Below are 24,232 nucleotides of genomic sequence, written 5' to 3'. Positions count from 1 at the left end.
ATGAGTCATCCTTTCTACCTAGCCTGAGTTGCTTAAGCAGCTCATTACACTAGAATGCGATCCAAGACTGCAAAAAAAGGGCTTCACCAGAATCTAGTGATTCCGTCCACCCTTTCCCATCCGTCTTCTATGCGCGATCTACTAGCTCTAGGTAAACCATTGGTGCTGCGTCACCGCGGCGTGGTCCCAGTTTAAGGATACGCGTGTATCCGCCTGGACGCTCGGAATAACGTGGTGCCAATTCAGAGAATAGTTTTTGAATCGCATCTTGATTTTCGTTAGCAGCTTCTCTACGAACAAAAGCAGCAACCTGACGGCGTGCGTGAAGATCTCCGCGTTTCGCAAGAGTAATTAACTTCTCAGCGATTGAACGAATTTCTTTAGCTTTTGCTTCTGTTGTTTGAATGCGCTCATGTATGAACAGATCCGTTACCAGATCACGAAATAATGCTTTACGATTACTAGAATCGCGGTTCAATTTTCTGTAGTTCATTGAGTTAACCTCCTTCTGACACGATTATTCCTCGGTACGTAGACCCAAACCCAGCTCTTCGAGCTTCTCTTGAACTTCTTCAAGTGATTTGCGACCTAAGTTCCGAACTTTCATCATGTCTTCTTCTGTTTTGGTAATCAGCTCTTGTACGGTATTAATTCCTGCACGTTTGAGACAGTTATAAGAACGAACGGAAAGGTCTAGTTCTTCGATCGTCATCTCAAGAACTTTCTCTTTCTTATCTTCTTCTTTCTCAACCATGATCTCAGCATCTTTCGCTTCATCCGTCAAACCGACGAACAAGTTCAAATGCTCAGTTAGGATTTTCGCGCCCAAGCTTACTGCTTCTTCTGGTCGAATACTTCCATCGGTCCATACTTCGAGGGTCAATTTGTCATAGTTAGTCACTTGGCCGACGCGAGTATTCTCAATAGCGTAGTTTACCCGAGTAATAGGCGTGTAGATCGAATCAATTGGAATTACACCAATTGGTTGCTCTTCATGCTTATTTTTGTCTGATTGGACGTAACCGCGCCCTCTGCCCGCATGAATCCTCATGTGAAGACGTGCATCTGGAGACAAGGTAGCAATGTGTAAATCCGGGTTAAGGATTTCAACATCACTATCACCGCGGATATCAGCCGCTGTAATGTTACCTTCTCCTTCTGCATCAATTTCTAGCACTTTCTCCTCATCGGAGTGAATCTTCAACGACAATCCTTTAAGATTGAGGATAATTTCCGTAACATCCTCAAGCACGCCAGGAATCGTTGAAAATTCGTGCAAAACGCCATCGATTTGGACAGAGGTTACTGCTGCCCCCGGTAAGGAGGACAGTAAGATACGACGTAGTGAGTTTCCTAAGGTTGTACCGTAGCCACGCTCCAACGGCTCAATGATAAATCTACCATAAGCGCCATCTTCACTTAATGCTACAGTTTCTATTTTTGGCTTTTCGATTTCGATCATGAAATGTACCCTCCATTCAATACGTCGGTTCCCTCTGGATACTTCGTTGAAAATTTCATAGTATGCCTATCCTTCAAACCATTATTCACGATTTTAGAATAATTATACTACAAAGTGATCCTGAATTATACGCGACGACGTTTTGGAGGACGGCAGCCATTATGAGGAACCGGCGTCACGTCTTTAATCAGGTTTACTTCAAGACCTGCTGCTTGCAAAGAGCGGATTGCTGCTTCGCGGCCAGCGCCTGGACCTTTAACCATAACTTCAACAGTTTTCAAGCCGTGCTCCATTGCTGCTTTAGCTGCTTTTTCAGCTGCCATTTGTGCTGCGAAAGGAGTGCTTTTACGGGAACCTTTGAATCCAAGGTTTCCTGAACTTGCCCAAGAAATTGCGTTACCATGCGGATCCGTGATCGTTACGATCGTGTTGTTAAATGTTGAACGGATGTGTGCTACACCGCTCTCAATATTTTTCCGGTCACGACGTTTCGTACGGACGACTTTTTTAGGTTTTGCCATTAGCTCTAACCCCCTTTATTATTTCTTCTTATTAGCTACCGTACGACGAGGACCTTTACGTGTACGAGCATTAGTTTTAGTACGTTGACCACGAACAGGAAGACCACGGCGGTGACGAAGACCACGGTAGGATCCGATTTCGATTAGACGTTTGATGTTTAGGGAAATTTCACGGCGAAGATCGCCTTCTACTTTAAGGGATTTGTCAATTACATCACGGATTTTGCTCACTTCATCTTCAGTCAAGTCACGAACACGAGTACTCGCATCGATACCTGTGGAAGCAATGATTTTCTGAGCAGTTGTAGTGCCGATACCGAAAATGTAAGTCAACGCGATTACAACTCGTTTGTCACGAGGTAAGTCAACTCCAGCTAAACGTGCCATCTACAGAATGCACCTCCTTTTAACCTTGTTTTTGTTTGTGCTTAGGTGTTTCACAAATTACCATTACTTTGCCTTTACGGCGAATAACTTTACATTTCTCACAAATCGGTTTTACTGACGGTCTTACTTTCATTTTAAGCCCTCCTTTTCATCGTAAGCAACCATGTTGCGTTTTCGTTAGAAAACTTGCTTCGTAAGCATACGTCTTGAGAGAGTATTACTTCTAAGCCGAACATTTATTTGAAACGGTAGGTTATACGGCCTCTCGTCAAATCATAAGGCGATAATTCTACGGTAACCTTATCTCCAGGCAAAATGCGAATAAAATGCATTCTGATCTTTCCTGAAACATGGGCTAGGATTTTATGACCATTTTCCAATTCAACTTTAAACATTGCATTCGGAAGAGGTTCAATCACTGTACCTTCTACTTCAATTACATCTTCTTTGGCCACAGTCATTCTCCTTTCTCTTGTGCTTCAACTTGCATAAGTTCAACGAATTTGGCGATTGCAAAGCGCAATTTCCCATTAGTCACACGACCTGTTTCCCTAATGCTTGACGCTACTTCACTGCTAATCGTTTCTTGTAAATGAAGATGATTCAGGTTCTTCTTCTTCGGTTGATCGAATTTACGATGATCGCCGTCGGCAAGCCAGACAAAACGATGATCTTCAATCCGAATCACGACCGCATATTCTCCGGGATCTTTACCGCGAAGCACCTTTACGATTTGACCCACTTGCGGAATCTTACTATCCACTCAGTTCACCTACGATCTAGGCAAAGTTAATATTTCATAACCAGCTGCCGTAATAGCAACCGTATGTTCGAAATGAGCACATAGGGTACGATCTGAAGTGACTACAGTCCAATCGTCTTCGAGTGTTTGGACAAATCTTTCGCCAACAACCACCATGGGTTCAATGGCTAGGACCATGCCTGGTTTGAGTCGAGGACCTTTGTCAGGAATACCATAGTTCGGAATTTGTGGTTCTTCGTGAAGATCCGTTCCAATACCATGACCGACATACTCTATAACCACGGAGAAGCCTGCGTCTTCAATACAAGTTTGGATTGCATGCGACAACGTGTAGAGTCTAGCATCCGGTTTAGCTTCTGCAATACCTCGATAGAGTGACTCTTCTGTCACAGTCAACAAACGCTGAGCTGTCTCAGAAATTTCACCGACAGGATATGTCCAAGCAGAATCTCCATGATAACCTTTATATTGAGCACCAATATCAATACTGATAATGTCGCCCTCAACCAGCTTTCTTGGACCAGGAATACCATGAACTAATTCTTCGTTGACTGAAGCACAAATGCTCCCAGGAAAACCATTGTAACCTTTGAAAGATGGAATTGCTCCCTGACTGCGAATGAATACCTCTGCGATCTGATCAAGTTCTTTCGTTGTAATGTTCGGACGAATCGCCCTTGCCAATAAGCGGTGCGTTTCGGCTACGATACGACCAGCTTCTCGCATTAGGTCTAGTTCAACCTCGGACTTACAAATGATCATTACGCTAGACCTCGTAGCAGTGAGCTAATTTGTTCGGTTACCGCATGAATGTCTTGTTCCCCGTTAACCTCACGCAATAATTCCCTCTTTTGGTAGTAATCCAGAAGCGGAGCCGTTTTGTTGATGTATTCATCCAAACGTGTTCCGACTTTCTCTTCCGTATCATCAGATCGTTGGTACAACTCACCGGAACATTTATCGCATACGCCTTCTTGCTGAGGTGGGTTGAAGATGACATGATACGTAGAACCACAGGATTTACAAATTCTTCGGCCAGTTAGTCGTGCTAACAGATAACTGCGATCAACAGCTAGATTGATTACGACCTCAATCTTCTTACCAAGTGAATCAACGATGTCAGACAATGCATCAGCTTGAGCTACCGTTCTAGGAAACCCATCTAGCAAAAATCCTTTATCGCAATCCGGCTGGGCAAGACGCTCTCTCACAATACCGTTCGTAATTTCATCAGGAACAAGAAGTCCCTTATCTACATATCCTTTAGCTTCGATACCCATCGGAGTACCTTGGCTCATTGCTGCACGAAATGCATCGCCAGTTGAAATATGAGGAATTTGAAACTCAGAAACGATTTTCTCTGCTTGCGTACCTTTGCCTGCACCAGGAGGCCCCATAAATATTACGTTCACAATTAAAACCTCCCCATCGCACTCGGCATTACGAACAGCACAATAGGTGCCGATGTCGCAGAACTTGCCCCATCAGTACCTATTAGCTATTTATTGATGAACCCTTTGTAATGACGCTTAATCAATTGGCTCTCGATTTGCTTCATTGTCTCAAGACCAACGCCTACTACGATAAGCAAAGATGTACCACCTATTTTAACCGAACTAGGCAATCCAGCAAGTCCTCCAAATAACATTGGAAGAATAGAGATTGCTGAAAGGAACAAAGCTCCAGAAAGAGTAATTCTAGTCATTACGCGTGTCAGATAAGTCGAAGTCGTTTTACCTGGTCTGATACCTGGTATGTATCCGCCGTTCTTCTTCATCTGATCAGCCATTTGAACTGGATTAATTTGTACGAAGGTGTAGAAGTAGGTGAAACCGATAATCAGCAGTACATACAGTACAATCGCTAATGGTGCAGTTTGGTTAATACTCAAGTTGTTGATAATCCATTCTGCGACTACATTCCCTCTCCAGTAACTTGCAATGGTTGGAGGAAACATCAAAAGTGATAATGCGAAGATTACAGGGATAACACCAGCAGCATTCACTTTAAGTGGAATGTGTGTTGTTTGCCCACCATACATTTTACGACCAACTACTCGCTTAGCATATTGTACAGGTATCTTACGAACACCTTGTTGTACGAATATAACGCCAGCAATAATCAGGATAACAACTAAAGCAATAATGATCAGTTTCACAATGTTCAGGAACAGGGCTCCCTCGGTTGCAAAGAGTGATTTGTAGATTTGTTGAATGCTTGTTGGAATCGCAGAAACGATACCAGCAAAGATGATAATGGAGATACCGTTACCAATACCGTATTCCGTGATTTGCTCACCTAGCCACATCAAGAAAGCTGTACCAGCTGTCAACACGATAGCGATCAAAGCAAAGGTTGTAAACCCAGCATCAATAACTAAACCACTGTATAGGCGGTTAAAGCCAATTGATAGTCCGAAAGCTTGAATCAACCCTAGTACAATCGTACCGTAACGAGTCACCTGCGTCATTTTCTTTCTTCCGACATCACCCTCTTTTGCCCACTGCGCAAAGCGCGGGATAACATCCATGGACAAAAGCTGAACAATGATCGAAGCCGTGATATAAGGCATAATTCCCATCGCGAAGATGGAGAATTGGAAGAGCGCACCGCCGGAGAACGTGTTAAGCAAACCAAAGACATCGCTCTGATTCGCTTGATCTTGAAGTTTCAGAACATCTGTATTAATGTTTGGAACCGGAATAAAGGCACCCAAACGGTAGACGATTAGCAAGATAAGCGTGAAGAGAATCCTTCTGCGTAAATCTTCTACTTTGAAGATGTTGGCTATGGTATTGAACATTAAATCACCTCGGTTTGACCGCCGGCAGCTTGGATTTTCTCAATCGCTGATTGAGAGAACTTATTCGCTTTAACGGTTAATTTTACTGTGATTTCACCGTTTCCTAAAATCTTAATGCCGTCTTTAGGAGCTTTAACAATACCAGTCTCCATTAATACTTCTGGAGTAACTTCAGTACCAGCTGCGAAATTGTTCAAGTCTTCAAGATTAACGATCGCGTACTCCGTACGGAAACGGTTCGTAAATCCACGCTTAGGTAAACGACGGTACAATGGGTTTTGTCCACCCTCAAATCCAGGACGAACGCCTCCACCGGAACGTGCGTTTTGACCTTTATGTCCGCGAGTTGATGTTTTACCCATACCACTACTTGTTCCACGTCCAACACGCTTAGGTGATTTACGAGCGCCAGTAGCAGAACTTAGCTCATGTAACTTCATCGTTGCACACCTCCTCTAGATCTTAAATTCGTAATTCTATGCTTCGATTTCTTTAACTTCTACCAAATGGCTTACTTGGTTAACCATTCCTCTGATTGCAGCATTATCTTGGTGAAGAACAGTTTGGTTAATCTTACGAAGACCAAGAGTTTTCACAGTAACGCGTTGCGTTTCAGGGCGGCCGATCAAGCTGCGTTTTAGGGTAACTTGTAATTGTTTAGCCATGTATACCCCTCCTAACCTAATAGCTCTTGAACAGTTTTACCGCGAAGCTTTGCAACTTCTTCCGCTTTTTTCAAGCGGCTTAAGCCTTCAAGCGTTGCGTTAACCATGTTCATGGAGTTCGATGAACCTAGGGATTTTGTCAAGATATCGCCTACACCAGCAAGTTCAAGTACTGCACGAACTGGTCCGCCTGCGATAACTCCTGTACCTTGGGATGCTGGTTTCAATAGAACGCGTCCCGCGCCAAATTTACCAGTAACAAGGTGAGGAATCGAAGTGCCTACGATAGGAACATGAATCAAGTTCTTTTTCGCATCTTCAATACCTTTACGGATTGCATCTGGAACTTCGGAAGCTTTACCGATTCCTGCACCAACCCAGCCATTGCCATCGCCAACGACGACAAGTGCGCTGAAGCTGAAACGACGTCCGCCTTTTACTACTTTAGCTACGCGATTAATATTTACGACTTTTTCTGTTAGCTCTAAAGTATTAGGATCTACACGCAAGTCTTTTACCTCCTTATTAATGTATTTCTAGAATTCAAGTCCAGCTTCACGAGCTGCGTCAGCCAATGCTTGAACACGACCATGATAAAGGTATCCACCGCGGTCAAAAACCACTTGAACTACACCTTTTTCTTTCGCACGTGCCGCAATCAAAGCGCCAACTTTACGAGCAGCTTCAACGTTTCCACCGTTACCTACTTCACTTTTAAGCTCTTTATCTTGAGTTGATGCTGCAACGATAGTTGCACCAGTTGTATCATCGATAAGTTGAGCATACATATGTTTGGAAGAACGGAAGATGTTTAAACGTGGGCGAAGAGTTGTTCCTTCAATTTTCTTACGAACACGAAGGTGTCTTTTCAGACGAGCTTTATTTTTATCGCTTTTAGTAATCATCTATACTTACACTCCTTTCATCATCTTATGATGCGAGGCTTATGCTTACGTAGCAAGTTTTCATCAGAAAACTCTTAGCTATTACCCGCGATCTTTCGATCTTATTTCTTCTTACCAGCTTTACCTTCTTTACGAAGAATGCGTTCGCCTTCATACTTAATACCTTTACCTTTATACGGCTCTGGTTCACGTACGGAACGAACTTTTGCTGCCATTGCGCCAACTAGCTCTTTATCAATACCTTTAACGATGATTTTCGTGTTCGTTGGAACATCGAACTCAATGCCGTTTTCAGGGTTGATTTCAACTGGATGTGAGTACCCAACGTTAAGAACCAATTTGTCACCGCTTTTGTTTGCACGGTAACCAACGCCTACTAGATCCAAAGATTTCGTGAAACCTTCCGTAACACCACTTACCATGTTGGCAACAACACTACGTGTTGTACCATGCAGGGAACGGTGGAGTTTGTTATCGGAAGGACGCTCAACGGAAATCTCGTTTTCTAGAACATTAACTTTCATATCAGTATGAAGTACACGGGACAAGGAACCTTTAGGTCCACTAACCGTGATTTGAGTATTGTCTAGTGTTACATTTACACCACTTGGAATGGTGATTGGCTTACGACCAATACGAGACATGTTTGCACCTCCATTCAATTACAATTGTATTACCAAACGTAGCAGATAACCTCTCCGCCAGCTTTGGATTGACGAGCATCTTTATCCGTCATAACTCCTTGAGACGTGGAGATGATGGCAATCCCTAATCCGCCCAGTACACGAGGGACTTCTTGTGATTTTGTATAAACGCGTAGACCTGGTTTCGAAATTCTTTTCAAACCAGAGATAACACGCTCATTGTTTGAACCATATTTCAGGAACAAACGAATGATACCTTGTTTGCTATCTTGAACGTACTCAGCATCACGGATAAATCCTTCTTTTTTAAGGATTTCAGCGATTTCCCTCTTCACTTTTGAAGCTGGGATTTCAACTGTCTCATGACGTACGATGTTCGCATTACGAATGCGTGTTAGCATATCTGCAATTGGATCTGACATGACCATTTTGTGTAAACCTCCTTCCCGAAAATAGGGTGATTACCAGCTTGCTTTTTTCACGCCTGGAATCTGACCCAAGTGTGCTAATTCGCGGAAACAAATCCGACAAATTTTGAACTTGCGAAGCACTGAATGCGGACGTCCGCAGCGCTCACAACGTGTGTATGCTTGCACTTTAAACTTCGGGGTACGTTGCTGTTTGACTTTCATCGAAGTTTTTGCCACTTAATATAACACCTCCTGATAGGTACGACTGGTAACCTATTTTACGAAAGGCGCTCCGAGTTGTGTTAAAAGCTCGCGAGCTTCCTCGTCGGACTTAGCCGTCGTTACGATAACAATATCCATACCACGAACTTTATCGATTTTATCATACTCAATTTCAGGGAAAATGAGTTGTTCTTTCAAACCAAGCGTGTAGTTACCGCGACCATCAAATGCTTTGTTGGAAATACCGCGGAAGTCACGTACACGTGGAAGTGATACGTTAAACAATTTATCCAAGAAGTGGTACATACGCTCGCCACGAAGAGTTACTTTCGCACCGATCGGCATGTTTTCACGAAGTTTGAAACCCGCGATTGCTTTTTTGGATTTAGTTACAACTGGTTTTTGACCAGAGATCTTTTGAAGATCTTCTACTGCAGTGTCAAGTACTTTGGAGTTTGAAACAGCTTCACCAACACCCATGTTGATTACGACTTTCTCAATTTTCGGTACTTGCATAACTGTAGTGTAGTTGAACTTTTGAATTAATGCTGGTGTAATCTCGTTCAAGTAACGATCTTTCAATCTTACTGCCATGACTTAGTTTCCTCCTTTCCATACATGTGTGTACTAGTCGATAACTTCGCCGGATTTCTTCGCGATACGAACTTTCGTTCCGTTATCTAATACTTTGTATCCTACGCGAGTAGGTTTGCCGCTCTTAGGATCAATTAGCATCACGTTAGAAACGTGGATCGCAGCTTCTTGATTCAAGATACCGCCTTGTGGGTTAAGTTGGGATGGTTTCGCATGTTTCTTAACCATGTTTACACCTTCAACAAGAACACGATTTTGACGAGGGTAAGCTGCGATAACGCGGCCTTTCTTACCTTTGTCTTTGCCAGTGATAACGAAAACAGTATCGTCTTTTTTCACGTGCAATTTATTGTTATGAGATTCTAGTCTCTTTTTAAGTCTTGGCATTAGCTTCTACACCTCCTGGGGTTCTCCACAATGGAAAACAACATCGTAACACGTCTTAGATAACTTCTGGAGCCAAGGATACGATCTTCATGAAGTCTCTATCGCGAAGTTCGCGAGCAACTGGTCCGAAGATACGAGTACCACGTGGGCTCTTATCTTCTTTCACGATAACAGCTGCATTCTCATCAAATGAGATATATGAACCGTCTTTACGGCGAGCACCGCTCTTCGTACGAACGATAACTGCTTTAACAACGTCACCTTTTTTGACAACGCCACCTGGTGTTGCTTCTTTTACTGAACATACGATCAAATCACCAATGTGACCAACGCGACGACCAGTACCACCCAAAACGCGGATACACATTAATTGTTTCGCACCTGAGTTGTCAGCGACAGCCAAACGAGTAAATGGTTGAATCATCGTATTCCCTCCTTTCGGGGTTCATATCTAGAATATTAGATAACAACTGCCACTTCAAGAATTTCAACCAGTCTCCAGCTTTTATCTTTGGACAACGGTCTAGTTTCACTGATTTTCACAGTGTCACCAATCTTAGCTTGGTTGTTTTCATCATGTGCTTTGAATTTTTTTGTAGATTTAATTCTTTTGTGGTAGAGTTCATGCTTTTTGTAAGTTTCAACAGCAACAACAATGGTTTTATCCATTTTATCACTGACAACCTTACCGATCAGAACTTTACGATCGTTACGTTCAGTCATCTAAGGAACACTCCCTTCTAGATTTGGTTACCCAATACCCAGTTCTCTTTCACGCAAAATAGTCTTGGCACGAGCGATCTCTTTACGCAAATCACGAATCTGAGTCGGGTTGTCCAATTGACCAGTAGCTAGTTGAAAACGGAGGTTAAAGAGTTCTTCTTTAAAACCATTAACTTTTTGCTCGATTTCAGCAGTGGTTAAGTTCCGGAATTCACTACCCTTCATTTGCTTCACCGCCTACTTCTTCTCTTTTCACGAACTTCGTTTTGATTGGAAGCTTGTGAGCAGCAAGACGCATTGCTTCGCGAGCAACCTCTTCACTTACACCAGCTAGTTCAAACAAAATTTTGCCCGGTTTTACTACGGCAACCCATTTTTCCACGCTACCTTTACCACTACCCATACGAACCTCTAGAGGCTTCTGTGTAACTGGTTTAGCTGGGAAAATTTTAATCCATACTTTACCGCCACGTTTGATGTAACGAGTCATGGCAATACGTGCTGCTTCGATTTGACGGTTGGAAACCCAAGCCGGTTCTACCGCTTGCAGACCATATTCGCCAAAAGCAACTTCCGTACCGCCTTTAGCGCGACCTTTCATGTTACCGCGGTGTTCTTTACGGTGTTTTACACGTTTAGGTACTAACATGATTTAATTTCCTCCTTCCGGCTGAGCCTTTTTCTTAGCTGTCGGAAGCACTTCTCCACGATAAATCCATACTTTTACACCAATACGTCCATAAGTAGTGGCTGCTTCAGCCGTACCATAGTCGATATCCGCACGAAGTGTATGAAGTGGAACAGTTCCTTCGCTATATCCTTCCGTACGAGCAATCTCAGCACCGCCAAGACGTCCGCTAGTTGCAACTTTGATACCTTTTGCTCCGGATCTCATAGTTCTTTGCATTGCTTGCTTCATAGCACGACGGAAAGATACGCGACGCTCTAATTGAAGTGCAACTGCTTCAGCTACTAGGATAGCATCAAGATCAGGGTGTTTGATTTCAGAAATGTTGATATGAACTTTTTTGTTCGACATAGCTGCGATGTAGTTACGAATAACTTCAACTTCAGCTCCGCCTTTACCAATAACCATTCCTGGTTTAGCAGTATGAATCGTTACGTTAACACGGTTAGCCGCGCGCTCGATATCGATATGGGAAACTGCAGAATCTTTAAGTTTATTCTTTAAGTATTCGCGGATTTTGACGTCTTCAAGCAGCAGAGTTCCGAAATCTTTTTCTGCGAACCATTTGGACTCCCAATCACGAATGACACCAATTCTAAAACCTATCGGGTGTACTTTCTGACCCACACGTTACCCCTCCTTATTTTTCAGATACCACGATTGTGATGTGGCTGGTACGTTTTTTGATCGCGCTAGCGCGGCCCATTGCACGTTGTTGGAATCTTTTCATTGTTGGCCCTTGATTTACGAAAGTCTCGGAAACAACAAGTTTGTTTGGATCTAATGAATAGTTATGCTCTGCATTGGCAATTGCGGAATTCAATAGTTTCTCCAAAATTGGAGAAGCTGCTTTTGGTGTATGACGCAAAATTGCGATCGCTTCACCTACCGCTTTTCCCCGAATCAAGTCAACAACTAGCTTTGCTTTACGAGGAGCAATCCGAGCGTGGTTCAATATTGCTTTAGCTTGCATGGTAGTACCTCCTCTCGGTTAAAAATGAATTAACGTTTTCCGGTTTTCTTATCGTCATCGTGACCTTTATACGTACGTGTTGGAGCAAATTCACCAAGCTTATGCCCAACCATATCTTCCGTTACATATACTGGCACGTGTTTTCTTCCGTCATATACTCCGAAAGTGTGACCAACGAATTGCGGGTAAATTGTAGAACGACGGGACCACGTTTTGACAACTAATTTCTTGCCAGAAGTGTTTAAGTCTTCTACTTTTTTCAGTAAGTGACCATCGATAAATGGACCCTTCTTTAAGCTGCGACCCATGGGTGTTCCTCCCTTCCTTGAACCTCAAGAGAATGTCTATATCCGTGATAAATTGAAACATTTATTCGATTCATTTTATCGTGATTACTTCGTACGACGACGTACAATGTATTTATCGGATGCTTTACCTTTTTTACGAGTTTTGAATCCAAGCGTCGGTTTACCCCATGGAGACATAGGTGATTTACGTCCGATTGGTGCGCGTCCTTCACCACCACCGTGTGGGTGATCATTCGGGTTCATAACAACCCCACGAACTTGAGGACGATTGCCTTTCCAACGATTACGTCCTGCTTTACCGATTTTCACGAGTTCGTGATCTTCGTTACCAACAGAACCGATTGTTGCGCGGCAAACTTTTAATACTTTACGAACTTCACCGGATGAAAGGCGAATTGTAACATATGATTCTTCTTTACCAAGCAATTGAGCTTCAGTACCAGCTGCGCGCACTAGTTGTGCACCTTTACCAGGTTTCAACTCAATGTTGTGGATAACTGTACCAACTGGAATGTTTTCCAATGGAAGAGCGTTACCTACTTTGATATCTGCTTGTGGTCCAGAAACGATACGATCATCCACTTTAAGACCTTTAGGAGCGATGATGTATTTTTTCTCGCCATCAGCATAATGAATCAATGCGATGTTCGCGGAACGGTTAGGATCGTACTCAACTGTAGCAACGCGTCCTGGTATTCCATCTTTAGTACGTTTGAAATCGATAATACGGTATTTACGTTTGTGTCCACCACCGTGGTGACGAACCGTAATTTTACCTTGGTTGTTACGACCAGCATGCTTGAACAAAGGAGCAAGCAATGATTTCTCGGGTGTTGATGTTGTGATTTCTTCAAATGTAGAAACCGACATCGCACGACGAGCTGGTGAGGTTGGTTTGTATTTTTTAATTGGCACTCTGTTTCCTCCTTACTTCAAGAAATGGGTTATACCGTTTCGAAGAATTCCAATTCTTTGCTCTCAGCGCTTAGGGACACGATAGCTTTCTTCCAGATGGAAGTGTAACCAGAGTGTTTGCCATAACGTTTAGGCTTAGCTGGCATTCTGAGTGTGTTTACATTTGTAACTTTCACTTTGAAGATTGCTTCGATAGCTTGTTTAATTTCTGTTTTGTTAGCGCGAAGATCCACTTCGAAAACATACTTTTTGTTAGCCATTAGGTCGCTTGTACGCTCAGTGATGATCGGGCGCTTGATAATGTCGCGTGGATTTTTCATTGTGCAAGCACCTCCTCAACTTTCTGTACAGCCTCTTGTGTTAAGATCAATTTGTCATAAAGCATGACATCAAGAACGTTAACTCCATCAGCAGCAACAAATTTCACACCTGGGATATTACGAGCAGATAAAGCTACATTGGAGTCGTTAGGAACGCCTACAACTAGTACTTTTGTATCTACTTTCAGGTTGTTCAAAATAGCAACGAATTCTTTCGTTTTCGGAGCATTCAATTGAAGTTGATCCAGAACGATCAAGTTGTTATCGATAAGTTTCGAGGACAAAGCGGATTTGATCGCTAAGCGACGAACTTTTCTTGGCAATTTGAAACCATAGCTACGAGGAGTTGGTCCGAATACGGTACCGCCGCCTTTCCACTGTGGAGCACGAATACTACCTTGACGCGCACGACCTGTACCTTTTTGTTTCCAAGGTTTACGACCACCGCCGCGAACTTCTGAACGACCTTTTGTTTTGTGAGTTCCTTGACGAACAGCTGCTTGTTGCAAAAGAACAGCTTCGTGAATCGCATGAACGTGAGGCTCAATTCCGAAAACAACGTCAGACAGTTCAATTTCTCCTACCTGAGCACCTGTTACATTATATAAAGCTACTTTTGGCATCTGTCTTCCTCCTTTCTTACTTTTTAACAGCAGACTTCACGCTAACGTAGCTGTTTTTAGGGCCCGGAATGGAACCTTTAACTAGCAATACATTACGCTCAGCATCTACTTTAATGATTTGAAGATTTTGAAGTGTTACTGTTTCGTTACCCATATGTCCTGGCAATTTCTTACCTTTAGGAACGCGGTTTGCTTGAATGGAACCCATCGAACCTGGTCCGCGGTGATAACGTGATCCGTGTGCCATTGGCCCAGTGGATTGGTTATGTCTTTTGATGTTACCTTGGAAACCTTTACCTTTGGAAGTACCCGTTACATCAACGAATTCGCCCTCTGCGAACAGATCTGCTTTCAGCTCTTGACCAACTTCATAGTCACCCAACTGAATGCCACGAATTTCTTTAACGTAGCGCTTAGGCGTTGCCCCTGCTTTTTTCGCATGGCCAAGCTCTGGTTTAATGATACGGCTAGCTTTTACATCATCAAAACCGATTTGGATCGACTCATAACCATCGTTATCCACATCTTTCTTTTGCAGTACCACACATGGTCCCGCTTGAATGACAGTTACCGGAACAACATTACCCTCCGGAGTAAACAATTGTGTCATCCCAAGTTTTTTTCCTAAGATACCTTTCATCGTTGACACCTCTTTTCCTTCCAGTATTAACTCTATAGTTGTTTTACAGTTTGATCTCGATGTCAACGCCAGACGGTAAGTCCAGACGCATCAAAGCATCAACTGTTTGTGGTGTTGGATTCACAATATCGATTAGACGCTTATGCGTACGCATCTCGAATTGCTCACGCGAATCCTTGTACTTGTGCACCGCACGAAGAATCGTGATGATTTGCTTCTCTGTCGGAAGCGGAATCGGACCGGATACACCTGCACCGGAACGCTTGGCAGTTTCCACGATTTTCTCAGCTGATTGATCAATAATTCTGTGATCATAAGCTTTCAAACGGATACGAATCTTTTGCTTTGCCATTTTAAAGTCCCTCCTTCTATCGCCCAATTTATTATCGGACATACTCCGCGAAAATTCTCCAACAGCCATCCCCATGGCAAAGGGGCCTGGTGTGTCGGCAACCTTTCGCATCATCGCAACGTCACAGACCAACGTTTAATATTATATAAAATTATAAAACGAAAAGCAAGTGAAATTTTAGGCAAACACACATATTTATTTCAACATGCATTTATCACCTAAGTTCAACGTCTATTGCCCGTTTCTCAAACAGTTTCTTTATTATAATAGAAGCAAGACATATTAACCACTGCATTCTGTTTCCAATGCTATTCTTTACGATAATATGATGATTCCCGCGGCAGCAACATAAACAAAAAAAACACCCACCGATTAATCGATGGATGTTTCTATCTCTCAAAGAGAGATTATTTTTGAATTGTAGCAACCGCGCCCGCACCAACTGTACGTCCGCCTTCACGAATCGCGAAGCGTGTTCCTTCTTCGATTGCGATTGGGTTGATTAGTTCTACTGTAACTGTGATGTTATCACCTGGCATAACCATCTCAGTACCTTCTGGAAGGGAGATGATACCCGTTACGTCAGTTGTACGGAAGTAGAACTGTGGACGGTAACCAGTGAAGAAAGGCTTATGACGGCCACCCTCTTCTTTAGTTAGAACGTAGATTTGTGCTGTGAAGTTCGTGTGTGGTTTAACTGAACCTGGTTTCGCAAGAACTTGTCCACGCTCAATATCTTTACGATCAACACCACGAAGCAATGCTCCAATGTTGTCACCAGCTTGAGCGGAATCAAGCAATTTACGGAACATCTCTACACCAGTTACGATGCATTTACGAGTTTCTTCAGCGATACCAACGATTTCAACTTCTTCTTGTACTTTAACAGTACCACGCTCAACACGACCAGTTGCAACTGTTCCACGACCAGTGATTGAGAATACATCCTCAACTGGCATAAGGAAAGGTTTGTCTGTTTGACGCTCAGGAGTTGGGATGTAAGTATCAACTTGCTCGAACAACTCGATGATTTTGTCAGCCCAAGGACCATCTGGGTTTTGAAGAGCTTCACGAGCTGCTCCACGGATGATTGGAGTATCATCGCCTGGGAACTCATATTCGTTAAGAAGGTCGCGAACTTCCATCTCAACCAATTCAAGTAACTCTTCGTCTTCAACCATGTCACATTTGTTAAGGAATACCACGATGTATGGTACGCCTACTTGACGGGAAAGAAGAATGTGCTCACGCGTTTGTGGCATAGGGCCATCAGCTGCGGAAACAACTAGGATAGCGCCGTCCATTTGAGCAGCACCAGTGATCATGTTTTTAACATAGTCAGCATGTCCTGGGCAGTCTACGTGTGCGTAGTGACGGTTAGGAGTTTCGTACTCAACGTGAGCTGTGGAGATTGTGATACCGCGCTCGCGCTCTTCTGGTGCTTTATCGATTTGGTCGAATGCTACTGCAGCTCCACCGTATCTTTTGGACAATACTGTTGTGATAGCAGCTGTCAAAGTTGTTTTACCATGATCGACGTGACCAATAGTTCCGATGTTAACATGCGGTTTGTTACGTTCAAATTTAGCCTTTGCCATTTTAAACGATTCCTCCTTAGAGTAACTAATATTTTTATATTAAGCGCCTTTGCCTTTTGCAATAATTTCTTCTGCAATGGACTTAGGTACTTCTTCATAATGTGAAAGTTCCATGGAGTATACACCACGGCCTTGTGTTCTTGAACGAAGTGTTGTGGAATATCCAAACATTTCGGACAAAGGCACCTTAGCACGAATGACTTGCGCTCCATGACGGCTATCCATACCTTCGATACGTCCACGACGGGAGTTAAGGTCACCCATAACATCGCCCATGTACTCTTCTGGTACAGTAACTTCAACCTTCATGATTGGCTCAAGAAGAACCGGTTTACATTTTTCTTTCGCAGCTTTAAGTGCCATGGAACCCGCGATTTTAAACGCCATTTCATTGGAGTCAACATCATGGTACGATCCATCAACAACTGTAGCTTTGATGTCCACAAGCGGGAATCCTGCGATTACACCATTCTTCATGGACTCTTCGATACCAGCTTGAATAGGTGCGATATACTCTCTAGGAATAGATCCGCCCACAACTTTGTTTTCGAAGATGAAACCTGTACCTGCTTCTTGTGGTTCGAACTCAACCCAACAATGTCCGTATTGACCACGACCACCGGATTGACGAACGAATTTACCTTCAACTTTAGCTGCTGCACGGAATGTTTCGCGATAAGCAACTTGTGGTTTACCTACATTGGTTTCTACTTTGAACTCGCGAAGCATACGGTCAACTAGGATTTCAAGGTGAAGCTCACCCATACCTGCGATGATCGTTTGTCCTGTTTCTTCATCTGTAGAAGCACGGAAAGTAGGATCTTCTTCAGCAAGCTTTTGCAATGCGATACCCATTTTATCTTGATCGGCTTTCGTTTTCGGTTCAACAGCAAGCTGGATAACCGGTTCAGGGAAGACCATTCTCTCAAGAATAACTGGATTTTTCTCATCACAAAGTGTGTCACCCGTTGTTGTATCTTTCAATCCAACAGCTGCGGCAATATCACCAGAGTATACAATGCTGATCTCTTGACGGCTGTTCGCATGCATTTGCAGGATACGACCAACGCGCTCACGTTTTCCTTTTGTCGCGTTAGAGACATAAGAACCGGAGTTCAAGGTACCAGAGTAAACACGGAAGAATGTAAGACGACCAACGAAAGGATCTGTCATGATTTTGAATGCAAGCGCTGAGAAAGGTTGATCATCAGCAGACTTACGAACCACTTCAGTACCATCGTCAAGTACACCTTTAATGTCAGGTACATCAAGTGGTGAAGGAAGGTAGTTAATTACTGCATCCAACATCAATTGAACACCTTTGTTTCTGTAAGAAGACCCTACGATAACTGGGAAGATTTTAACATCACAGACACCTTTACGTAGAGCTGCTTTGATCTCATCAACAGAGATTTCTTCACCCTCGAGGTATTTCATTGTAAGCTCTTCATCAAGCTCAGCAACTTTCTCGATAAGCTCCAAACGAAGCTCAGCAACTTGATCCTTGAACTCAGCAGGAATTTCGATTTTCTCGATATCCTTACCAAGATCATCTTTGTACATATAAGCAACTTCTTCTACCAAGTCGATGATGCCTTTAAAATCATTCTCAGCACCGATAGGAAGTTGAATAGCTACTGCATTTGCACCTAGTTTTAAACGCATGGATTCAACAACTTGCAGGAAGTCTGCACCGATGATATCCATTTTGTTTACGTAAGCAATCCGTGGAACGTTGTATTTATCAGCTTGTCTCCAAACTGTTTCCGATTGAGGTTCAACGCCCTCTTTCGCGCTAAATACACCAACTGCTCCATCTAACACACGAAGGGAACGCTCTACCTCAACGGTAAAGTCAACGTGCCCTGGGGTATCAATAATATTGATGCGGTGACCTTCCCATTGCGCAGTTGTAGCGGCGGAAGTAATCGTGATTCCGCGCTCTTGCTCCTGCTCCATCCAGTCCATCGTAGCTGCACCTTCGTGCACTTCTCCGATTTTGTGAACTTTACCAGTGTAGTACAAGATACGCTCTGTTGTAGTCGTTTTACCAGCATCGATATGAGCCATGATCCCGATATTACGTGTGTTTTTTAAGGAGAACTCTCTAGCCATAGGTCGTTATGTCTCCTTTCTCTTAATTGTATTTGAATTCTACCAACGGTAGTGAGCGAAAGCTTTGTTAGCTTCAGCCATTTTGTGTGTATCTTCACGTTTCTTAACGGAAGAACCTGTGCTATTGCTAGCATCGATAATTTCATAAGCCAATCTTTCTTCCATCGTCTTCTCACCGCGAAGACGGGAATAGTTAACCAACCAACGCAATCCTAATGTCGAACGACGGTCAGGTCTAACTTCGATAGGTACTTGATAGTTTGCTCCACCAACACGGCGAGCTTTAACTTCTAGTACTGGCATAATGTTTTTGATAGCAGCTTCAAACACTTCCATCGGCTCTTTACCTGTACGATCTTTCACGAGGTTAAAAGCGTTGTATAGAATCGTTTGTGCTACCCCTCTTTTTCCATCAACCATAATACGGTTGATAAGACGAGTAACTAGTTTGCTATTATAAATAGGATCTGGCAATACGTCTCTGCGAGTAACTGGACCTTTACGAGGCATAGTTATCCCCCTTTCTTATAAGAATCATCCCTGATTATTATCTCTTATTTTTTAACTTTCGGACGTTTCGTACCGTATTTGGAACGGGATTGCTTACGGTTGTTAACACCGGAAGTATCTAGAGCTCCACGAACGATGTGATAACGTACCCCTGGAAGATCTTTAATTCTACCACCACGGATCAATACAACACTGTGTTCTTGCAGGTTGTGACCAATACCTGGGATATAAGCTGTCACCTCTACGCGGTTCGTTAAACGAACACGTGCGTATTTACGAAGTGCGGAGTTAGGCTTCTTAGGAGTCATAGTACCTACACGCGTGCAGACACCACGTTTTTGAGGAGCGCTCAAATCCGTTGCTTCTCTTTTCAAAGCGTTAAAACCTTTTTGTAAAGCTGGTGATTTGGACTTATCCACCTTCGCTTGACGACCTTTACGTACTAGTTGGTTAATTGTTGGCATATCGCCACCTCCTCCCTACATTCATAACATGATGTGCTTCTTGCAAGCCCACAGATCCAGGCGAGTCATAAATGAGCAAAGAGAAAGTCTTTGTTATGGAGAGCTGTCAAAGTCACGAAAACTTACACAAACTTATTCCACTAACAAAAACACCTTTATCACTTATTCATTTACAACAGCTGCTACCGCAGCTCCAACTTCAATTCCACATGCTTTACCTAGCATCTTCATAGAATCTACGTAGGTTACAGGCACACCCATCTGCGTACAGAGAGCTACCAGATTTATCGTCAATCGCGGATCTGCATCTTTAGAAACAAAAACTTCTATCGCCTTACCTTGCTCGACTGTTTTTGTAACTTTCTTCGTGCCTATACATCTATTCTTCGCCTGTTTGACTATTTCATAAGACATTAGGCACCCCCTTCAAAGAAAGGAAAGAATATCGACTTAGGCACACTTCGATATATTATCATTTTGATTGGGTAGTGTCAAGGGTTAGTTTAAGTAATTCTACTAAACCGATGACCTTTTCGTTTAAATAAAAAGAGATAGCGCACCCCTAATCAAGTGGCTACCTCTTTCTTTATATTTAATTACTCAACAGCAACTGTTTCTTTTTCCAAATCTTCATCTAAAACGACAACCTCGTTCGGGTTCGTGATTCGAATATTACGGTATCTTGGCATACCTGTTCCCGCAGGGATCAGTTTACCGATGATAACATTCTCTTTCAAACCTAACAATTGGTCGACTTTCCCCTTAATCGCTGCATCTGTCAAGACACGTGTAGTCTCTTGGAAAGACGCCGCTGATAAGAAGGAATCCGTTTCAAGGGATGCTTTGGTAATACCGAGCAAGATTGGACGAGCAACCGCAGGCTCTGTGCCAGCGAACAAAGCAACTTTATTAGCTGCTTCATACTCATGAATATCAACGAAGGAACCAGGTAGAAGCGTTGTATCACCCGCGTCTACGATGCGGATTTTACGTAACATTTGACGAACCATAACTTCAATATGTTTATCGTTAATTTCTACCCCTTGGTTACGATATACACGTTGTACTTCTTGAAGAATATAGTTCTGAACGCCGCGAATACCTTTGATGCGAAGCATTTCTTTCGGATCGATAGATCCGTCCGTAAGCTCGTCACCAGCTTCAACTTGTTGATTCAACGAAACACGTACACGAGATCCGTAAGGAACTGCATATACTTTGGATTCCGCTTCACCTTGAACTTCGATTTCACGACGATCCTTAGCCTCACGAATTTCCTTAACGACACCGTCGATTTCGGAAATGATCGCTTGACCTTTCGGATTACGTGCTTCAAAGAGCTCTTGAATACGCGGCAAACCTTGTGTAATATCGTCTCCGGCAACACCACCGGTATGGAATGTACGCATCGTCAACTGTGTTCCTGGCTCACCAATGGATTGCGCGGCAATAATACCAACTGCCTCACCAACCTCAACGAATTGACCAGTAGCCAAGTTACGACCATAACATTTCTTACAAACACCATGATTGGTGCGGCAGCTAAGTACAGAACGAATTTGAAGTTTCTCGATACCTGCTTCAATAATACGATCTGCAATACCAGATTCAATAAGCTCGTTACGTTGAACGATCACTTCACCTGTTTGTGGATGACGAAGCGTTTCATAAGCATAGCGACCTTCAATACGATCGTAAAGATCCTCAATAACTTCTTTACCGTCTTGAATTTTGCTAACCATAAAGCCTTTATCAGTTCCACAATCATCTTCACGAACGATAACATCTTGTGCTACGTCAACGAGACGACGAGTCAAGTAACCGGAATCCGCTGTACGAAGTGCTGTATCGGCAAGACCTTTACGCGCTCCGTGCGTGGAAATAAAGTATTCTAAGATTGTCAGACCTTCACGGAAGTTCGATTTAATCGGCAACTCCATAATTTTACCAGATGGATTCGCCATCAAACCACGCATACCGCCAAGCTGTGTAATCTGTGATTTGTTACCCCGTGCCTTGGATTCAACCATCATGGAAATAGAGTTGTATTTATCTAGGGATTTCATCAGAATCTCAGTGATTTCATCCTTCGCCTTACTCCAGATCGCAATAACTCGGTCATAACGCTCTTCATCCGTAATCAAACCACGACGGTATTGGTTCGTAACTACGCGTACTTTCTCTTCACATTCCTTAAGGATTGCTACTTTTTCGGTTGGAACTACAACGTCAGAGACAGCTACGGTAATACCGGCTTTTGTTGAATACGTGAATCCAAGTTCTTTAATTTTATCAAGAATCATCGATGTTTGCGTAGTGTGGTACTTACGGAAACACTCGGCAATAATTGAACCTAAATACTCTTTACCTACCGCTTTGTTCTCATCACGTTCCAACATGATAGCTCTTAGATCTGCACCCTTTTCAAATACGAAGTGAGCATCTGGAATACCATTCAAAAGGTTCGTTTTGGTCGGCTCATTGATGAACGGGAAATCAGCTGGATAGATTTCGTTCATAATAATTTTACCGATTGTAGTGATCAACATAGCGTTTTGTTGTTTCTCTGTGAAACTTGTTTTGTTCAATGCTCTAGCAGGGATCGCAACACGAGCGTGTAGTGCCATTTTGCCCGATTGGTAGGAAGAAACTGCTTCATGAACGGTTCTAATGATAGAACCAGCACCTTTAGCGAATTTGTTATCCGTTGTTAAGTAGAAACTTCCCAGAACCATATCCTGTGAAGGTGTAACAACCGGCTTACCGTCTTTCGGATTCAAAATGTTACCCGATGCTAGCATTAGCAAACGTGCTTCAGCTTGTGCTTCTGAGGATAAAGGAACGTGAACGGCCATTTGGTCACCGTCGAAGTCAGCGTTGTAAGCTGTACATACAAGCGGGTGAAGTTTAATAGCGCGGCCTTCAACCAGAATCGGTTCAAAAGCTTGAATACCTAATCTATGCAACGTCGGTGCACGGTTCAGAAGAACCGGGTGCTCCTTAATGACTTCTTCAAGAACATCCCAAACATCTGGACTTACGCGCTCAACTTTACGCTTCGCACTCTTGATGTTATGAGCCAAACCTTTATTCACAAGCTCTTTCATTACGAAAGGCTTAAACAATTCAAGTGCCATTTCCTTCGGAAGACCACATTGGTACATCTTCAGGTTAGGTCCTACTACGATAACGGAACGACCAGAGTAGTCAACACGTTTACCGAGCAAGTTCTGACGGAAACGACCTTGTTTACCTTTCAGCATATGGCTGAGGGATTTCAAAGGACGGTTACCCGGACCTGTTACTGGACGGCCGCGACGACCGTTATCGATCAATGCATCAACCGCTTCTTGAAGCATCCGTTTCTCATTTTGAACAATGATATCCGGCGCCCCTAGGTCGAGCAATCTCTTTAGACGGTTGTTACGGTTGATAACACGACGATAGAGATCATTCAAATCGGATGTCGCAAAACGGCCACCGTCAAGCTGTACCATCGGGCGAAGCTCAGGAGGGATAACTGGCAATACATCCAGTACCATCCAACCAGGCAAGTTTTTCGAGTTACGGAATGCTTCCATAACTTCCAAACGCTTAATCGCACGATTACGACGTTGACCTTGTGCAGTTTTGAGTTCTTCTTTGAGTGTGTCTACTTCGCGTTCGATATCAATATCGATAAGAAGCTTTTTGACAGCTTCCGCACCCATGCCTGCTTGGAAAGCATAGCCGTATTTCTCACGATAGCTACGGTATTCTTTCTCAGACAATAGTTGCTTCTTCTCAAGTGGCGTATCACCTGGATCCGTTACTACGTAGGATGCGAAGTAGATGATTTCTTCCAAAGATCTTGGAGACATATCTAGTGCAAGACCCATACGGCTAGGAATCCCTTTGAAGTACCAAATGTGTGAAACAGGAGCAGCAAGTTCAATGTGCCCCATGCGTTCACGACGTACTTTTTGACGGGTTACTTCAACGCCACAACGGTCACAAACGACGCCTTTATAACGAACGCGTTTGTACTTACCGCAATGACATTCCCAATCTTTCGTAGGTCCGAAGATCTTTTCACAGAAAAGACCTTCTTTCTCAGGTTTTAAGGTTCTGTAGTTAATCGTTTCCGGCTTCTTTACTTCCCCACGGGACCAAGAGCGAATTTTATCGGGTGATGCCAAGCCGATTTTCATAAACTCGAAGTTGTTAACGTCCATCAAGGAGCAACCCTCCTTTAAGAAAT

General features: G+C 43.2%; 37 protein-coding genes. All 37 read right to left on the bottom strand.

Annotation, left to right across the window (positions count from 1 at the left end):
- Positions 1–127: 127 nt before the first annotated feature.
- The 37 genes from rplQ to rpoC all read right to left on the bottom strand — a co-directional run bounded on the left by rplQ (position 128) and on the right by rpoC (position 24,209).
- A complete protein-coding gene (rplQ, locus tag GC096_RS20430) occupies positions 128–493 on the bottom strand; it encodes a 50S ribosomal protein L17 (protein WP_056618253.1) in 366 nt (121 codons plus the stop codon).
- A gap of 24 nt (positions 494–517) precedes the next feature.
- Positions 518–1,462, bottom strand: coding sequence for a DNA-directed RNA polymerase subunit alpha (locus tag GC096_RS20425; RefSeq protein WP_028557469.1), 945 nt, complete (start codon positions 1,460–1,462; stop codon positions 518–520).
- Positions 1,463–1,587: 125 nt separating this feature from the next.
- Entirely contained in the window at positions 1,588–1,983 is a 396-nt protein-coding gene (gene rpsK / locus GC096_RS20420; protein WP_028557470.1) for a 30S ribosomal protein S11, read from the bottom strand.
- A gap of 18 nt (positions 1,984–2,001) precedes the next feature.
- Complete coding sequence (gene rpsM / locus GC096_RS20415) at positions 2,002–2,370, bottom strand: 30S ribosomal protein S13 (RefSeq protein WP_171632731.1); 369 nt, start codon at positions 2,368–2,370, stop codon at positions 2,002–2,004.
- A gap of 19 nt (positions 2,371–2,389) precedes the next feature.
- Positions 2,390–2,503 carry a 50S ribosomal protein L36 gene (gene rpmJ / locus GC096_RS20410; protein WP_171632730.1) on the bottom strand — a complete coding sequence of 38 codons (114 nt, stop codon included), beginning with the start codon at positions 2,501–2,503 and terminating at the stop codon, positions 2,390–2,392.
- A gap of 103 nt (positions 2,504–2,606) precedes the next feature.
- Positions 2,607–2,825: a translation initiation factor IF-1 gene (gene infA / locus GC096_RS20405; RefSeq protein ID WP_009676800.1), complete on the bottom strand. Its 219-nt coding sequence runs from the start codon at positions 2,823–2,825 to the stop codon at positions 2,607–2,609.
- Between the two features lie 2 nt (positions 2,826–2,827).
- Entirely contained in the window at positions 2,828–3,133 is a 306-nt protein-coding gene (locus tag GC096_RS20400) for a KOW motif-containing protein (protein ID WP_312886312.1), read from the bottom strand.
- A 9-nt stretch (positions 3,134–3,142) separates the two neighbouring features.
- Positions 3,143–3,895: a type I methionyl aminopeptidase gene (map, locus tag GC096_RS20395; RefSeq protein WP_171632728.1), complete on the bottom strand. Its 753-nt coding sequence runs from the start codon at positions 3,893–3,895 to the stop codon at positions 3,143–3,145.
- Positions 3,895–4,545, bottom strand: coding sequence for an adenylate kinase (locus tag GC096_RS20390; RefSeq protein ID WP_068661885.1), 651 nt, complete (start codon positions 4,543–4,545; stop codon positions 3,895–3,897). The genes map and GC096_RS20390 overlap by 1 nt, the downstream gene beginning before the upstream one ends.
- Before the next feature lie 86 nt (positions 4,546–4,631).
- Complete coding sequence (gene secY / locus GC096_RS20385; RefSeq protein ID WP_171632727.1) at positions 4,632–5,936, bottom strand: preprotein translocase subunit SecY; 1,305 nt, start codon at positions 5,934–5,936, stop codon at positions 4,632–4,634.
- Positions 5,936–6,376 carry a 50S ribosomal protein L15 gene (rplO, locus tag GC096_RS20380; protein ID WP_056618269.1) on the bottom strand — a complete coding sequence of 147 codons (441 nt, stop codon included), beginning with the start codon at positions 6,374–6,376 and terminating at the stop codon, positions 5,936–5,938. Before rplO ends, secY begins: the two co-directional genes overlap by 1 nt.
- A gap of 36 nt (positions 6,377–6,412) precedes the next feature.
- On the bottom strand, positions 6,413–6,601 hold the full coding sequence (rpmD, locus tag GC096_RS20375; RefSeq protein WP_057313449.1) for a 50S ribosomal protein L30: 189 nt from the start codon (positions 6,599–6,601) through the stop codon (positions 6,413–6,415).
- 11 nt (positions 6,602–6,612) lie between these two features.
- Positions 6,613–7,110: a 30S ribosomal protein S5 gene (rpsE, locus tag GC096_RS20370; protein ID WP_056618277.1), complete on the bottom strand. Its 498-nt coding sequence runs from the start codon at positions 7,108–7,110 to the stop codon at positions 6,613–6,615.
- Between the two features lie 27 nt (positions 7,111–7,137).
- Complete coding sequence (gene rplR / locus GC096_RS20365; protein WP_057313450.1) at positions 7,138–7,506, bottom strand: 50S ribosomal protein L18; 369 nt, start codon at positions 7,504–7,506, stop codon at positions 7,138–7,140.
- A gap of 101 nt (positions 7,507–7,607) precedes the next feature.
- Positions 7,608–8,150: a 50S ribosomal protein L6 gene (gene rplF, locus GC096_RS20360; RefSeq protein WP_028557480.1), complete on the bottom strand. Its 543-nt coding sequence runs from the start codon at positions 8,148–8,150 to the stop codon at positions 7,608–7,610.
- Between the two features lie 29 nt (positions 8,151–8,179).
- Positions 8,180–8,578, bottom strand: a complete 399-nt coding sequence (rpsH, locus tag GC096_RS20355) for a 30S ribosomal protein S8 (RefSeq protein ID WP_028557481.1) — start codon at positions 8,576–8,578, stop codon at positions 8,180–8,182.
- Positions 8,579–8,611: 33 nt separating this feature from the next.
- Positions 8,612–8,797: a type Z 30S ribosomal protein S14 gene (locus tag GC096_RS20350; RefSeq protein WP_028557482.1), complete on the bottom strand. Its 186-nt coding sequence runs from the start codon at positions 8,795–8,797 to the stop codon at positions 8,612–8,614.
- Between the two features lie 36 nt (positions 8,798–8,833).
- Positions 8,834–9,376, bottom strand: coding sequence for a 50S ribosomal protein L5 (gene rplE / locus GC096_RS20345; protein ID WP_056618284.1), 543 nt, complete (start codon positions 9,374–9,376; stop codon positions 8,834–8,836).
- A gap of 33 nt (positions 9,377–9,409) precedes the next feature.
- The gene (gene rplX / locus GC096_RS20340; RefSeq protein WP_081787661.1) at positions 9,410–9,763 is read right to left on the bottom strand and encodes a 50S ribosomal protein L24; all 354 of its coding nucleotides are present in this window, start codon (positions 9,761–9,763) and stop codon (positions 9,410–9,412) included.
- A gap of 55 nt (positions 9,764–9,818) precedes the next feature.
- Positions 9,819–10,187: a 50S ribosomal protein L14 gene (rplN, locus tag GC096_RS20335; RefSeq protein WP_028557485.1), complete on the bottom strand. Its 369-nt coding sequence runs from the start codon at positions 10,185–10,187 to the stop codon at positions 9,819–9,821.
- A 35-nt stretch (positions 10,188–10,222) separates the two neighbouring features.
- Entirely contained in the window at positions 10,223–10,486 is a 264-nt protein-coding gene (rpsQ, locus tag GC096_RS20330) for a 30S ribosomal protein S17 (protein ID WP_028557486.1), read from the bottom strand.
- Between the two features lie 27 nt (positions 10,487–10,513).
- Positions 10,514–10,711, bottom strand: a complete 198-nt coding sequence (gene rpmC, locus GC096_RS20325) for a 50S ribosomal protein L29 (protein ID WP_028557487.1) — start codon at positions 10,709–10,711, stop codon at positions 10,514–10,516.
- The gene (gene rplP, locus GC096_RS20320) at positions 10,701–11,135 is read right to left on the bottom strand and encodes a 50S ribosomal protein L16 (RefSeq protein ID WP_028557488.1); all 435 of its coding nucleotides are present in this window, start codon (positions 11,133–11,135) and stop codon (positions 10,701–10,703) included. The genes rpmC and rplP overlap by 11 nt, the downstream gene beginning before the upstream one ends.
- Before the next feature lie 3 nt (positions 11,136–11,138).
- Positions 11,139–11,801, bottom strand: a complete 663-nt coding sequence (rpsC, locus tag GC096_RS20315; protein ID WP_028557489.1) for a 30S ribosomal protein S3 — start codon at positions 11,799–11,801, stop codon at positions 11,139–11,141.
- A 13-nt stretch (positions 11,802–11,814) separates the two neighbouring features.
- On the bottom strand, positions 11,815–12,147 hold the full coding sequence (gene rplV, locus GC096_RS20310) for a 50S ribosomal protein L22 (protein WP_028557490.1): 333 nt from the start codon (positions 12,145–12,147) through the stop codon (positions 11,815–11,817).
- Positions 12,148–12,176: 29 nt separating this feature from the next.
- Positions 12,177–12,455, bottom strand: coding sequence for a 30S ribosomal protein S19 (gene rpsS / locus GC096_RS20305; RefSeq protein ID WP_028557491.1), 279 nt, complete (start codon positions 12,453–12,455; stop codon positions 12,177–12,179).
- An 84-nt stretch (positions 12,456–12,539) separates the two neighbouring features.
- A complete protein-coding gene (rplB, locus tag GC096_RS20300) occupies positions 12,540–13,370 on the bottom strand; it encodes a 50S ribosomal protein L2 (protein ID WP_056618285.1) in 831 nt (276 codons plus the stop codon).
- A gap of 29 nt (positions 13,371–13,399) precedes the next feature.
- On the bottom strand, positions 13,400–13,690 hold the full coding sequence (gene rplW, locus GC096_RS20295; protein ID WP_056618288.1) for a 50S ribosomal protein L23: 291 nt from the start codon (positions 13,688–13,690) through the stop codon (positions 13,400–13,402).
- Positions 13,687–14,313, bottom strand: coding sequence for a 50S ribosomal protein L4 (rplD, locus tag GC096_RS20290; protein WP_056618294.1), 627 nt, complete (start codon positions 14,311–14,313; stop codon positions 13,687–13,689). The genes rplW and rplD overlap by 4 nt, the downstream gene beginning before the upstream one ends.
- Before the next feature lie 16 nt (positions 14,314–14,329).
- Positions 14,330–14,953, bottom strand: a complete 624-nt coding sequence (gene rplC / locus GC096_RS20285; RefSeq protein WP_056618299.1) for a 50S ribosomal protein L3 — start codon at positions 14,951–14,953, stop codon at positions 14,330–14,332.
- 43 nt (positions 14,954–14,996) lie between these two features.
- Complete coding sequence (gene rpsJ, locus GC096_RS20280; protein WP_028557496.1) at positions 14,997–15,305, bottom strand: 30S ribosomal protein S10; 309 nt, start codon at positions 15,303–15,305, stop codon at positions 14,997–14,999.
- Positions 15,306–15,712: 407 nt separating this feature from the next.
- Positions 15,713–16,903 (bottom strand): elongation factor Tu, encoded by a 1,191-nt coding sequence (gene tuf / locus GC096_RS20275; protein WP_028557497.1) that lies wholly within the window; start codon positions 16,901–16,903, stop codon positions 15,713–15,715.
- 39 nt (positions 16,904–16,942) lie between these two features.
- Positions 16,943–19,018, bottom strand: coding sequence for an elongation factor G (gene fusA, locus GC096_RS20270; protein WP_171632725.1), 2,076 nt, complete (start codon positions 19,016–19,018; stop codon positions 16,943–16,945).
- A gap of 39 nt (positions 19,019–19,057) precedes the next feature.
- Positions 19,058–19,528, bottom strand: a complete 471-nt coding sequence (rpsG, locus tag GC096_RS20265) for a 30S ribosomal protein S7 (protein ID WP_028557499.1) — start codon at positions 19,526–19,528, stop codon at positions 19,058–19,060.
- Positions 19,529–19,572: 44 nt separating this feature from the next.
- Positions 19,573–19,992, bottom strand: a complete 420-nt coding sequence (gene rpsL / locus GC096_RS20260; protein WP_028557500.1) for a 30S ribosomal protein S12 — start codon at positions 19,990–19,992, stop codon at positions 19,573–19,575.
- Between the two features lie 162 nt (positions 19,993–20,154).
- Positions 20,155–20,406: a ribosomal L7Ae/L30e/S12e/Gadd45 family protein gene (locus tag GC096_RS20255; protein ID WP_171632723.1), complete on the bottom strand. Its 252-nt coding sequence runs from the start codon at positions 20,404–20,406 to the stop codon at positions 20,155–20,157.
- A gap of 182 nt (positions 20,407–20,588) precedes the next feature.
- On the bottom strand, positions 20,589–24,209 hold the full coding sequence (gene rpoC, locus GC096_RS20250; protein ID WP_171632721.1) for a DNA-directed RNA polymerase subunit beta': 3,621 nt from the start codon (positions 24,207–24,209) through the stop codon (positions 20,589–20,591).
- Between the last annotated feature and the right edge of the window lie 23 nt (positions 24,210–24,232).

Source organism: Paenibacillus plantarum, from assembly GCF_013141695.1.
Classification (GTDB): domain Bacteria; phylum Bacillota; class Bacilli; order Paenibacillales; family NBRC-103111; genus Paenibacillus_E; species Paenibacillus_E plantarum.
This window is presented reverse-complemented; position numbering and strand designations above follow the sequence as displayed.

What these genes read in the sequence shown, in the direction of transcription:
- rpmC (WP_028557487.1), bottom strand. Translation starts at nt 10,711, where the DNA reads ATGAAGGGTAGTGAATTCCGGAACTTAACCACTGCTGAAATCGAGCAA.
- rplW (WP_056618288.1), bottom strand. Translation starts at nt 13,690, where the DNA reads ATGAAAAATCCACGCGACATTATCAAGCGCCCGATCATCACTGAGCGT.
- rplD (WP_056618294.1), bottom strand. Translation starts at nt 14,313, where the DNA reads ATGCCAAAAGTAGCTTTATATAATGTAACAGGTGCTCAGGTAGGAGAA.
- rplC (WP_056618299.1), bottom strand. Translation starts at nt 14,953, where the DNA reads ATGAAAGGTATCTTAGGAAAAAAACTTGGGATGACACAATTGTTTACT.
- rpsJ (WP_028557496.1), bottom strand. Translation starts at nt 15,305, where the DNA reads ATGGCAAAGCAAAAGATTCGTATCCGTTTGAAAGCTTATGATCACAGA.
- rplX (WP_081787661.1), bottom strand. Translation starts at nt 9,763, where the DNA reads ATGCCAAGACTTAAAAAGAGACTAGAATCTCATAACAATAAATTGCAC.
- rpsS (WP_028557491.1), bottom strand. Translation starts at nt 12,455, where the DNA reads ATGGGTCGCAGCTTAAAGAAGGGTCCATTTATCGATGGTCACTTACTG.
- rpmD (WP_057313449.1), bottom strand. Translation starts at nt 6,601, where the DNA reads ATGGCTAAACAATTACAAGTTACCCTAAAACGCAGCTTGATCGGCCGC.
- GC096_RS20255 (WP_171632723.1), bottom strand. Translation starts at nt 20,406, where the DNA reads ATGTCTTATGAAATAGTCAAACAGGCGAAGAATAGATGTATAGGCACG.
- rplN (WP_028557485.1), bottom strand. Translation starts at nt 10,187, where the DNA reads ATGATTCAACCATTTACTCGTTTGGCTGTCGCTGACAACTCAGGTGCG.
- rpsL (WP_028557500.1), bottom strand. Translation starts at nt 19,992, where the DNA reads ATGCCAACAATTAACCAACTAGTACGTAAAGGTCGTCAAGCGAAGGTG.
- rplV (WP_028557490.1), bottom strand. Translation starts at nt 12,147, where the DNA reads ATGCAAGCTAAAGCAATATTGAACCACGCTCGGATTGCTCCTCGTAAA.
- rpsQ (WP_028557486.1), bottom strand. Translation starts at nt 10,486, where the DNA reads ATGACTGAACGTAACGATCGTAAAGTTCTGATCGGTAAGGTTGTCAGT.
- tuf (WP_028557497.1), bottom strand. Translation starts at nt 16,903, where the DNA reads ATGGCAAAGGCTAAATTTGAACGTAACAAACCGCATGTTAACATCGGA.
- rpsM (WP_171632731.1), bottom strand. Translation starts at nt 2,370, where the DNA reads ATGGCACGTTTAGCTGGAGTTGACTTACCTCGTGACAAACGAGTTGTA.
- rplE (WP_056618284.1), bottom strand. Translation starts at nt 9,376, where the DNA reads ATGGCAGTAAGATTGAAAGATCGTTACTTGAACGAGATTACACCAGCA.
- rpsH (WP_028557481.1), bottom strand. Translation starts at nt 8,578, where the DNA reads ATGGTCATGTCAGATCCAATTGCAGATATGCTAACACGCATTCGTAAT.
- rpsG (WP_028557499.1), bottom strand. Translation starts at nt 19,528, where the DNA reads ATGCCTCGTAAAGGTCCAGTTACTCGCAGAGACGTATTGCCAGATCCT.
- rplO (WP_056618269.1), bottom strand. Translation starts at nt 6,376, where the DNA reads ATGAAGTTACATGAGCTAAGTTCTGCTACTGGCGCTCGTAAATCACCT.
- rpmJ (WP_171632730.1), bottom strand. Translation starts at nt 2,503, where the DNA reads ATGAAAGTAAGACCGTCAGTAAAACCGATTTGTGAGAAATGTAAAGTT.
- rplF (WP_028557480.1), bottom strand. Translation starts at nt 8,150, where the DNA reads ATGTCTCGTATTGGTCGTAAGCCAATCACCATTCCAAGTGGTGTAAAT.
- fusA (WP_171632725.1), bottom strand. Translation starts at nt 19,018, where the DNA reads ATGGCTAGAGAGTTCTCCTTAAAAAACACACGTAATATCGGGATCATG.
- rplQ (WP_056618253.1), bottom strand. Translation starts at nt 493, where the DNA reads ATGAACTACAGAAAATTGAACCGCGATTCTAGTAATCGTAAAGCATTA.
- rpsK (WP_028557470.1), bottom strand. Translation starts at nt 1,983, where the DNA reads ATGGCAAAACCTAAAAAAGTCGTCCGTACGAAACGTCGTGACCGGAAA.
- map (WP_171632728.1), bottom strand. Translation starts at nt 3,895, where the DNA reads ATGATCATTTGTAAGTCCGAGGTTGAACTAGACCTAATGCGAGAAGCT.
- rplR (WP_057313450.1), bottom strand. Translation starts at nt 7,506, where the DNA reads ATGATTACTAAAAGCGATAAAAATAAAGCTCGTCTGAAAAGACACCTT.
- GC096_RS20425 (WP_028557469.1), bottom strand. Translation starts at nt 1,462, where the DNA reads ATGATCGAAATCGAAAAGCCAAAAATAGAAACTGTAGCATTAAGTGAA.
- secY (WP_171632727.1), bottom strand. Translation starts at nt 5,936, where the DNA reads ATGTTCAATACCATAGCCAACATCTTCAAAGTAGAAGATTTACGCAGA.
- rplP (WP_028557488.1), bottom strand. Translation starts at nt 11,135, where the DNA reads ATGTTAGTACCTAAACGTGTAAAACACCGTAAAGAACACCGCGGTAAC.